Genomic DNA, 9,635 nt, shown 5'->3' on the forward strand with positions numbered 1-9,635 from the left:
GTCCGTCGACGATCTGGACGGCTTCGCCAAAGTCATCGGCCTTCCGCTCTCCCTTGCGTCGCGCAGTCCACTCGTCGATGTCGACGTCACCCAGGCCAGCAGCCTGCGGGGTATCGCGTTGCGCGACGGCAGTGATGACCAAGACAAGAGCTACCACCAACGAAGTCGAGATGAACGACGCTCGCCAGGTGTGAAAGACACTGTATGCCCACCACCCGGCAAACGGTCCAGCAAGCAACCCACCTAGCGCGTAATTGGTTGTCCACCAACCGAACACGCGCCCGCGCTCGCCAACGGCGAAGAATGCCGAGATGTTCTTGCACAACGGGCCCCAACCCGAGGACTGCGCAAGACCTTGCGCCACCATGAGAAGCGCGAAGCCGAAGATCGCCGTGGTAACACCCATCACGGCGGCAGCTACTGCCGATACTGCAAGACCGACCAATAGCACGCGCCGCGGACCGAACCTGTCCGCGAGTGTCCCCCAGACGAATTGACCGACGGCGTATGCGGTCAGGTATGTCGCATCGAGGATTCCCATGACGGGCTCTGTCATCGCGGACATCGATGGATCTTCCAGGATGCCCACTTTCGCAGCGGAGAACGCTTGGCGGGTGAAATAGAGCGCGAAGTACACCACCCATGTCACGACGAATATCTGGACTCGCCAGCGCCGAAGATGATCTAGCGGCTTGCTAACTGTGGTTTGGGTATTGGACGGTAATGTCATGAGAGCCTTCACTTCCAGGACGTAGTTATTCAGCGGCAATGGGCAATGATCCGAAGCGCGACGACTTGATCAGGGCTGGATTGGTTGGACACGCCTGCGGTTGTATTCCGACCACGCAAGGTATTTGCGACCCAGCCCGCAGGAGGCCAACTGCGACCGACTGGAGTCGCCACGCGACGGAAGAACGATCGGATAGCTTCCACCCACCACGAGTCCAGCGACGACCGTGCGGGGATGGCGGGCTGCCATCTTGACAACGGCATTCCCGGTTTCGATGTTCGGGCAGACGAGTAGATCAACATCGCCGGCGACCGGCGACTGAATCCCCTTCACGACCGCGGCGTCAATTGACAGTGCGATGTCGAGCGCCACCGGACCCAACACGTCGGCCCTATCGGCGATGCGTGCGCCTACGTCCGCAGCCTCCACAGACGACGGCATGGCCGTAGTACTGGTTTCAGCCGCCGAAAGCAGTGCCACCTTGGGGCGGAGAATCCCGGAGGCTCGGAGAAGGTCGATTGCGTTGTTCGCGATCACCTCTTTGAGATCTGCTGACGGGGCGACGTTGATGGCGCCGTCGGTCACATAGAGCGGCTTGTGGTAGATCTCCTCTGGGAGGTAGAGCGCAAAGACGTGGCTGAGGCGTCCGGAGGTGGTTGCACGTTTGCTTCGGTCCCGCAGTACCGCTCGCATCAAGATTGCCGTCTTGATGTTTCCCTTTATGACCATGCCAACGTCGCCGGTTGCCGCCATTGAGGCGGCCAGTTCGGCAGCGGCGTCGTCGTTGTCGGCATCGTGGAAGGTCCACTCGGGCGGACTGAGATTGTGCCTACGGCACAGCTCGAGGAACCCATGGCGGTCGCCGATAACGATAGGCTCGATCAGACCTGCTGCGTACGCGCCGTGGACCGCTTGCAATGATGCAGCGCTCAACGGTTGTACGACCGCCGCCGGCGTGGGGGCAAGATCGACCGGCGGCGGCTCGCGCAGGAGAGTCGGCTCGTACATGACCGTCATGGCCGCCGATCGGACCGCGACGAGCTGGCCCAGACACTATGAAGCACGCGAGCGTAAGACGGCAGGTCGTCCGTGGCGGCGGTTCGGACCTTGGCGCAGTCGTCCCAGGACCGCAGTTGCGCCGCCTGTTCGTGATACTCGTGGGCCCGGAATTCTGCCACCTCCTCTGGGGTCATCGGCCCGCCTTGCCGCGCGAGGGACCGGACAGAAGCGGGACTGAGAGTGTCGCCGTAAGTCGGCTGCGTTGCGACGAGATAGCGCTTGGCCGGGACGTGTTGACCGACCAAATAGGCCGCCCGCTCCGAGATGTGCTCGGCGCAGAACATGGCGCCGATTCGCTCGTGCACGTCGTTGCCGTAGTGCTCGAGAACCGCTGGCGCGCGCCCGATGTCGTGCAACAGGGCTGCTGCGACCATGACGTCGTCAACATGATTGGCGCGGGCTTGCTGGGCAGTCTGCAATGCATGCTGCAGCTGGTTCACGGCCTCGTCCTCGTACGGGCTCTGTTCCGCACGACGCAGAATCTCAAGCGTGTCTTCGACCGAAAAGTGTGGGCTGGACAACTTTTTTGCCTTTCTGTGATGTGGGCTGCCATCACTTAAACATTCGACGGCTTGACTAGTCAAGTAGGGATCGAGGAGAGAACCGCGGCATGCGCGGACGTGTGATCCTGGCCGTCCGACCGGCGACGAGGCGGTGGCTTAAGCGGAGACAGACATGAAGCTGGTCAAAGACGTGACACACAGACGTCGATGCCCGGTGGGCACGGCCGTGACACTCGCGGCTGAGCACCCGACTGGCAGGTACCTCGCAGACATGCCCTGCGCCGCAACGAGCGGACTCGCGCAAGTGCACATGGAACATCGGGGATGCGTCGTCGAGAAACTCTCCACGGTGCGCGGCCGAAATCACCACTGGTGCATGTGAATCGACCACATCTCCGCCGGATCCCGTGGGGTTGTCGTCGCCATGATCGCGAACTTGGGCATTCGGCGGATATGGTGCAGTAACGGCGCGGGCACACAGGGCCGTTCGAAGCGCGCGCTGCAGCTGGCTCACTGAGTCGTCCTCATCGGGAATCTGCTGGAGTCGACGCAGGAACTCGATGACCTCATCAACCAAATTCAGTGGGCCGAACACGGCGAGCCGGCCTCGCCAGGATCTGTAGCGCACCTCACGGAACACAACTTGAGTAGTTAAGTTCCCGGTCCCTACCCGCTAGGATTTGGAGATGCACGAACCCTTCACCTCTGGCCCGGACACCCGCGGCGCACTCCAGCGTTCGATACCCCCACGTTCCGCGGTCGGCGATAGCCGAACGTCGGACATCAAGGCATCGGGTCCGAATCATTTTGCCCCGTGGCTAACTCGCCAATAGCCAGCCTCCACGAGATCTACTGGAGTACGCGCAACGGTATGCGGGACTAGACATGAAAGGCAGGAGCAGCATCGCGAATGGCAGCCAATAGTATGCCTCGGTATCAATTCATTGCGAATATGCTGGAGGAGGAGCTGGCGCAGTCGACGCCTGGATCTCGGATTCCTTCCGAGCATGAACTCGCCAAACGCTTCAGCATGAATCGACTGACGGCCAAGGCGGCCCTCGAGGAGCTGGAGCGCCGCTACGTGGTTCGACGCGTTCAAGGCAAGGGCACGTTCGTGGCGCGGCGCTTACCCTATGTGGTCAGCCCGGACTCGCCTCCGAGCTGGACCGCCAGCGTGACCGATGCGGGTGGTAGACCAACCATAAGCACGGTATCGCTCATCGAACGCACAGCACCACAGACGATTGCAGAGCACCTCCGGATCGTGAAGGGCCAACGAATATTCGTTCTGTCGCGTCGGCGTTACATTGACGGACTCATCGCCGGATATACGCTCAGCTATCTGCCTGGCGACCTTTTGCCGCGATTTCGTTCTCGACTCGAAGAAGACGCGTCACTCAATGCGGTACTGGTGAACCAGTATCGCCTGAAGCCCATCCGAACATGGGTGAAGGTCGAACTGCGACCCGCACCGCCCGAGGTTTCTGGTCATCTCGAATTGCGCGGTACCCCCACAGTTCATCTGCTTTCGGCGGTGCTGGAAGTCGACGGTGCCAGCCCGCGTGTCATCGAGTACGCACAGACGTGGCTGCGACCCGACTCCGTGGACCTCATCGTCGAAATGAACCGCGATCGGGGCCAATGAATGCGGCAGCCCGGCAGGGTCTTCGATCACAACGCCAGCTGGGCCGCGACCCTCGACTTGCCGAGTCGCCGACTCGACTTGACTACTCAAGTTAAGGTTGTCTCCGTCTCCTAGTTCCAATCTGAGGCATGCCATCAGTCACCGAAGGAGTTCCGTGAACCTTGATCTCACCGGACGAGTCGCACTGGTCGCCGGCGGAAGCAAAGGCATCGGCCGGGCAATCTCACTCGAGCTAGCCAGTAACGGAGCTTCAGTAGCGATCGGGGCGCGGGGCGCAGAAGCGCTGGAGGAGACTGCCGCTGACATATCCGCAAGCACCGCGGCCACGCCCTACGTGTTCCAAGGCGACCTCTGTAACACCGAGATCGTCGAACGGATGGTCTCGGAGGTCGTCCATCACTTCGGCCACATCGACATCCTGATCAACAACGTCGGGGACTCGATCATGGGTCACGATTGGCGCACGGGCGACGCGGCATGGGCAGCCATGCTGGAGACCTCTCTGATGAGCGCGGTCCGGTGCTCCCGTGCAGCGATTCCGCATCTCCTGAAAAGCGAACACGGTCGCATCATCAACATCGCGTCAGTCAACGGACACCAACCACCAGCCGGCCGAGGGGACTACAACGCCGCCAAAGCTGCCCTCCTCGCCTTTTCGAAGACCATCTCGCTGGAACTCGCGCCTCGAATCACCGTGAACAGCGTCTGCCCAGCTCGGATCGACACGCCACTGTGGCGTCGGATGGCTGAGTCAATGCGTGACGAAGAGGACTCCAGCATCGACGATGTCCTGCAACGCGTCGCAGAACGCGATCTGCCAATGGCGCGATTCGGCCGCCCCGAGGAAGTCGCTGCACTAACTGCATTCTTGGCGTCAGACAACGCTGCATGGATAACCGGTGTCGCCTACAACATCGACGGTGGATACACGAAGTCATCGTCCTGATCCGCCACTTCCACAGTGGCTCTTGACGACCGGTGACGTCGACGGGTGCCAGCTGCCGGGGTCTGGGTCACCATCCGGGGGCTACGCTGGTCGAATGGGACGCCAGGCCCCGTTCACATTGCGGGCAGACCGCGCCGCGGTCGGCGGCATGTCCGTGTCGAACTGCTACGTCACGATTAATGACGGCATCATCCAGGAAGTGACCCGGCGCGCACCCTCGTCCTTGCCGATCACCGATCTTGGGCACTTGGATCTCGTCCCAGGTTTGATCGACCTTCACGCCGATGCTCTCAACTCTCGCAACCAGCCGCGTCCTCAGACACGATTCCCGCTGGACGCCACGCTCTTACAGGTCGACGCCGAAGCCGCCGCCAATGGAGTCACGACCCAGTGCCTGTGCTTGACGGTCGACAACGACCTGCAAGCCTCGAACGACATCGCCAGCCCCACCGATTGGCTGGCTGCCCTACGGGCGCAGAAGAAGCATCTCCGAACGGACTCCGTATTCCACGTCAGATTCGAACTGAGCGCCGAAGGATGGCATCTCAGTCAAGACATGGTCGACCCTGTCTTGACCCGAATCGTCTCCTACATGAACCACGCCCCAGGAGTTGGCCAGTACAGCCGCGATGGATCGGCCTGGCACCAGCTCTATCTACGAGGCCACGACGGGAACCGCGATGACCGCGAAAGGATTGCCAGCGCACGGACACACCGGGCCCAAGACGTGTCGACGAGGCGACGGGATACAGCCAGACTCGCACGCGGCGCTCGAATCCCGCTTGCGTCACATGACGATCTCACCTGCCACGACGTTCTGGAGGCCGCCCGGGTCGGCACCTCGATTTGCGAGTTTCCGCTCACCCTTGAGGCAGCACTCGAAGCGAAACGCGCAGGCCTCCACGTCGTGATGGGCGCACCCAACGCATGGCGCGGGCAGTCCCACCTCTCGTGGCTATCAGCACGCGACGCAATATCGGAAGGCGTGGTCAGCGCTCTCGTATCCGACTATCACCCAGCGTCTCTGCTCCATGCGGTCTACAGCCTCGCCGAAGACGGCGACATTCCATGGGCAAGCGCTGTCGCACTCGTGACCGAAGGTCCAGCTCTGGCGGGCGGCTTTCACGATCGAGGACGGATTGCGGAAGGGTTGGCCGCTGATTTGACTGCGGTTGACTCCACGACCGGCTTGCCCGTGGTCAAACAGAGCTGGCGGTCCGGTTCGCCTCTGATGGGTCTTCGCTAGCACATGGACGTGGCTAGCCGCCGGCGGTCGCGCATCAACCGATTGGCGTTAACCATCAATCCATAACACGGGGCGCCATCATGCGGAGCTCGGCTTCGGCGAGGGCCCCTGGGTCGCGATCCAGCCCCCTGGCCCGGCCGTGGGACACCGGATCCTGGTGAGCAGCCGGGTGATTCGCTCCTTGTCAGGATGCCCGTCGTATGCCTCGAGCCAGTTGGCGATGTCGTTGGCGAGCTCCTCCGGCAACCCGATTCCCCTCACGGCAGCCGATTCCAGTGTCTTCGAAATGGCTCGACGGTAATGGCGGCAACCGAGATGCATGTAGACGGTGGTCTTGACCCGCTCGGGCAGAAGGTCTTTGAGTGTGTCGGCCAGCTGCCAACCGAGGCGATGAGACGACGACGAATCGGTGCCAGGCTCGGATGCGTAATCAGCCAGGTCCGGTTTGTCCTCCAACGGCTGCGGCATCGCGCAATCCCTTCTCAGGTAGACGATTGGGATGAAGTGATGTTGCCCAGACATGGAGTGAGCCGGTCGTGGACGGCAGCCAAGAGGGTGGTCGTCGCCGGCGACTCCTCGGACCTATCCGCCCGCCGGCCCAACCCGCACGCCGACGCTCGTTCATGCCTGCCTGCGTAGCGGGTGCGGATGGGTTGAACTCGATGCAGACCGTACGCGTCCGCCGCGGGACTCGGCATCGGGCAGTAGCGCCCAGCGATGTAACGCCACCCATGCGACGTCGTCGCCGGGTTGAATGATCACCGACACTTCTTCGGCCATCTCGTCCCATACTGCGCGCGCTGTCGCTCGGACCACCGACAGGCCGTCCAGACCGGGGTCGGCGCCCGTGGAGGTCACGGTGGCGGTCGTGTGGTCAGCCTCTCCGCCGAGAGGCGGGCCGCGCTCTGAGCGCTGGTGACGACGTCGCCACTGCTGGCAGCGAAACCAAGTGCGCAAAGGTGTTTCGCGACCTGGGTGGCGCTGCACGATGCGTTGTTGGTGACGTACAGCGCACGGACGGGCGCATCCAGCAGCGCGTCGACGGACCCCTCCGCGGGGGCCCGACCGCAATACAGCGTGCCGTCGAGGTCGAGCAACAGACAGTCATGCTGTCGTAGGAGAGTATCCATCGCTAGTGGACTCCTATCCCGCCGAGTGACCGTGCGGCGCAAGCACGTGCGCCGCACGGTCATTGGGTCACGGGGCGACTGCGTACCGTGGCTTCGTTCCCGGTGCATCGATCAACAGACTGACGATGCGGTCCAGCGGGTCGGGGTCGGCGACGAGATCCGCCCACGGGAAGCGACCGTTGGTTCGCTGGAGGAAGTCCAGCGCCTGGATCAGGTGCCGTGGCTCGTAATTGTGGACACCGGAGAATGACAAGTGGCGCCGCACGACGGATTCCGGGTCCACTGCGATGTCGCCATCCGGAGCAACAGAGCCAGCGAAGATGGCGACGCCCTGGACGTCGAGCTTGCGCAAGCCGTCTTGCAATGCCGCTGCCTTCCCGGACAACTCGATCAGAACGTCGCACTGGTCCACGTCCCCGATCGACGCCACGACGGCGGTCGCACCGAATTGCTTCGCAAGCTCCCTACGTTCGGCTGCGGGGTCGACGGCGGTCACCGACGAGGCGCCCCCTTCTGCGGCGGCCGCGAGTGCGGTGAGCCCGAGCATGCCTGCTCCGATTACCACGACCCGTTTGCCTGCGATGGGCATGGCGCGTTCGACTACTGCCATGACGGTCGCGGTGGCGCAGGCTGCGGGCGCAGCGAGGGCGTCGGACACGTCGTCGTCGACCACGGCGACCGGCATGCCGCGTGGCAGAAGCACGTGCTCGGCGTACCCACCGGACAGTGCCCAGCTGGAGTCGAACGCTTCGTGGCCCGCCTTGCGGACGGTGCGGCACTTCGCGGTCACGCCGGCAAGGCAACGGTCGCAGGTGCCACATGGCAGCGTTTCCGACCAGATCACGCGCTGGCCGAGCTGAAGCTGCCGCCCGTCCACCGACCGCAGCTCGTCGTCGTCTCCGAACGCCACGATGTGCCCGACGGTCTCGTGACCGAGAATCGAGGGGCAGGGCTGAGCGCGTCGCCCACTTACCGTGTGTCGGTCGCTACCGCACACGGTGGCCAGGGTTACCCGTACCAGCACCTCTCCTGCCTGCAGCGGTGGCACCGGTACTGACTCGAGCGCGATGTCGTCGCCGCCACGCCATATCGCGGCGCGGGTGTGATCGACTCGGCCGGAAGTCACTGAACCTTGCGACAATTGGTTGGTCATGACGTCTTCACCCAGGCTTGCTTGACGCCGAGCAGCCCAGGAAGGTCGGCCACCGAGGACACCAGGTGGGTGTGCTGATGAGCGCTCAACTCCGCCTTGTCGCTGGCACCCGACAGCACCCCGACCACGAACCCCGCGCCGGAGTTCGTGCCCGCCTCCAAATCGCGCGGGGTGTCGCCCGCCACGAGCACTCGCGAAATATCTTGTACGTCAAGCTGTTCCATGGCGCGGTAGATCATGAAGGGCGCCGGGCGACCCGACGGCACGTCACTGCCGCACACGACGGCGTCCGCTACGGAGTCACCCTCCCAGCCCAGCGCGGACAGCAACGAGTTGACGACGTCACGGTCGAATCCTGTGTTCAGGGCGACGCGGATCCCCGCTGCGCGCAGATCGTGCAGCGCCTCGGGCACTCCGGGCAGCGCCACCGGTGGACGTTCGGCGTATGCGGCCGTGAGCCGGGCGCGAAAGTCCTCGACGATGGGCTTGAGGGCTTCGTCACTGAGGGGTTCGCCACCCTCCGGGGTCAGGAGGGCGCGCAGCGCCTCGTGCTTGGCCGAGCCGTGCCACTTGGCGATGTCGGCCTCGGTGGGTGACCCTCCGTGGGCGATCACCGTCTCCCCGAGGACGCGGTAGACGGCCAGACCCTCGTCGATCGTGGTGCCGGCCATGTCGAGTACGACGAGTTCGGGTTGAATCGTTGGGCTACTCATGCGGATTTCCTTCCTAGGGTTTCGCGTTGCGCACCAGGGTGGTACGGACGTCGAGGTTGTTGTCGAGGGTGAAGCTGACGAACTCGGGCAGATACCGATCGTCGTGGAACTCGAGGAGCTCGCCGTCGGCGTCGCGCGTCGAGCGTTGTTGGCGAAGCAGCGGAGAGCCCGTGGCGACCCCGAGATGGGTCGCGTCGACCGGATCGGCACCGACCGCGTCGACGACGTGCGACGCAGTTGCCAACTTGACGCCTCGGGACTGCAGGTATGCCCACATCGATCCCGAGTCGCAGTCGAAGTCGAACAACAGACGGCCGACGTGCTCGACGAACGTTCCGCGTTCGAGCATGGCGCGGTCACCGTCGAGGTAACGCAGCCGTAGCACCTGCACCACGGGCCTGCCTTCGTCGATGTTCAGGTTCGACGCGGCCAATTCGTCGGCTGGGCGCAGCGTCAGTTCGAGAGTGCGTTGCCCTGGAGTGCGCCCGATCGATTGGACCCACGCCGAGT

General features: G+C 63.4%; 12 protein-coding genes. 3 read left to right on the top strand and 9 right to left on the bottom strand.

The window, feature by feature from the left end:
• The 3 genes from ACRDUX_RS04435 to ACRDUX_RS04445 all read right to left on the bottom strand — a co-directional run.
• A partial coding sequence (locus tag ACRDUX_RS04435) for an MFS transporter (protein WP_526411402.1) occupies positions 1-769 on the bottom strand: 769 nt, incomplete at its 3' end.
• A 30-nt stretch (positions 770-799) separates the two neighbouring features.
• Entirely contained in the window at positions 800-1,747 is a 948-nt protein-coding gene (locus ACRDUX_RS04440) for a phosphate acyltransferase (protein ID WP_526411404.1), read from the bottom strand.
• Positions 1,744-2,373 carry an HD domain-containing protein gene (locus ACRDUX_RS04445; protein ID WP_526411406.1) on the bottom strand — a complete coding sequence of 210 codons (630 nt, stop codon included), beginning with the start codon at positions 2,371-2,373 and terminating at the stop codon, positions 1,744-1,746. The genes ACRDUX_RS04440 and ACRDUX_RS04445 overlap by 4 nt, the downstream gene beginning before the upstream one ends.
• A gap of 829 nt (positions 2,374-3,202) precedes the next feature.
• On the opposite strand from ACRDUX_RS04445, the gene ACRDUX_RS04450 reads away from it, so the two are divergent.
• From ACRDUX_RS04450 to ACRDUX_RS04460, 3 genes are all read left to right on the top strand, one after another.
• Complete coding sequence (locus ACRDUX_RS04450) at positions 3,203-3,937, top strand: GntR family transcriptional regulator (protein WP_526411408.1); 735 nt, start codon at positions 3,203-3,205, stop codon at positions 3,935-3,937.
• A 154-nt stretch (positions 3,938-4,091) separates the two neighbouring features.
• Positions 4,092-4,883, top strand: coding sequence for an SDR family NAD(P)-dependent oxidoreductase (locus ACRDUX_RS04455; RefSeq protein ID WP_526411410.1), 792 nt, complete (start codon positions 4,092-4,094; stop codon positions 4,881-4,883).
• Between the two features lie 94 nt (positions 4,884-4,977).
• Complete coding sequence (locus tag ACRDUX_RS04460) at positions 4,978-6,129, top strand: alpha-D-ribose 1-methylphosphonate 5-triphosphate diphosphatase (protein ID WP_526411412.1); 1,152 nt, start codon at positions 4,978-4,980, stop codon at positions 6,127-6,129.
• A gap of 78 nt (positions 6,130-6,207) precedes the next feature.
• Here the strand turns inward: ACRDUX_RS04460 and ACRDUX_RS04465 are convergent, their stop codons facing one another.
• The 6 genes from ACRDUX_RS04465 to ACRDUX_RS04490 form a co-directional block, all read right to left on the bottom strand.
• Positions 6,208-6,597: a hypothetical protein gene (locus ACRDUX_RS04465; protein ID WP_526411414.1), complete on the bottom strand. Its 390-nt coding sequence runs from the start codon at positions 6,595-6,597 to the stop codon at positions 6,208-6,210.
• A 153-nt stretch (positions 6,598-6,750) separates the two neighbouring features.
• Positions 6,751-6,987: a hypothetical protein gene (locus ACRDUX_RS04470; protein WP_526411416.1), complete on the bottom strand. Its 237-nt coding sequence runs from the start codon at positions 6,985-6,987 to the stop codon at positions 6,751-6,753.
• Positions 6,984-7,259, bottom strand: coding sequence for a hypothetical protein (locus ACRDUX_RS04475; RefSeq protein ID WP_526411418.1), 276 nt, complete (start codon positions 7,257-7,259; stop codon positions 6,984-6,986). Before ACRDUX_RS04475 ends, ACRDUX_RS04470 begins: the two co-directional genes overlap by 4 nt.
• Positions 7,260-7,326: 67 nt before the next feature.
• On the bottom strand, positions 7,327-8,412 hold the full coding sequence (locus tag ACRDUX_RS04480; RefSeq protein WP_526411420.1) for a zinc-binding dehydrogenase: 1,086 nt from the start codon (positions 8,410-8,412) through the stop codon (positions 7,327-7,329).
• Positions 8,409-9,125 carry a phosphonatase-like hydrolase gene (locus tag ACRDUX_RS04485; RefSeq protein WP_526411422.1) on the bottom strand — a complete coding sequence of 239 codons (717 nt, stop codon included), beginning with the start codon at positions 9,123-9,125 and terminating at the stop codon, positions 8,409-8,411. The genes ACRDUX_RS04480 and ACRDUX_RS04485 overlap by 4 nt, the downstream gene beginning before the upstream one ends.
• Positions 9,126-9,138: 13 nt before the next feature.
• Positions 9,139-9,635: GntR family transcriptional regulator (locus ACRDUX_RS04490; protein ID WP_526411424.1), on the bottom strand; the 497-nt coding region annotated here is incomplete at its 5' end.

It is taken from the genome of Mycobacterium sp., from assembly GCF_050701675.1.
In the GTDB taxonomy this organism is placed as follows: Bacteria; Actinomycetota; Actinomycetes; order Mycobacteriales; family Mycobacteriaceae; genus Mycobacterium.

What these genes read in the sequence shown, in the direction of transcription:
- ACRDUX_RS04440 (WP_526411404.1), bottom strand. Translation starts at nt 1,747, where the DNA reads ATGACGGTCATGTACGAGCCGACTCTCCTGCGCGAGCCGCCGCCGGTC.
- ACRDUX_RS04450 (WP_526411408.1), top strand. Translation starts at nt 3,203, where the DNA reads ATGGCAGCCAATAGTATGCCTCGGTATCAATTCATTGCGAATATGCTG.
- ACRDUX_RS04460 (WP_526411412.1), top strand. Translation starts at nt 4,978, where the DNA reads ATGGGACGCCAGGCCCCGTTCACATTGCGGGCAGACCGCGCCGCGGTC.
- ACRDUX_RS04465 (WP_526411414.1), bottom strand. Translation starts at nt 6,597, where the DNA reads ATGCCGCAGCCGTTGGAGGACAAACCGGACCTGGCTGATTACGCATCC.
- ACRDUX_RS04475 (WP_526411418.1), bottom strand. Translation starts at nt 7,259, where the DNA reads ATGGATACTCTCCTACGACAGCATGACTGTCTGTTGCTCGACCTCGAC.
- ACRDUX_RS04480 (WP_526411420.1), bottom strand. Translation starts at nt 8,412, where the DNA reads ATGACCAACCAATTGTCGCAAGGTTCAGTGACTTCCGGCCGAGTCGAT.
- ACRDUX_RS04485 (WP_526411422.1), bottom strand. Translation starts at nt 9,125, where the DNA reads ATGAGTAGCCCAACGATTCAACCCGAACTCGTCGTACTCGACATGGCC.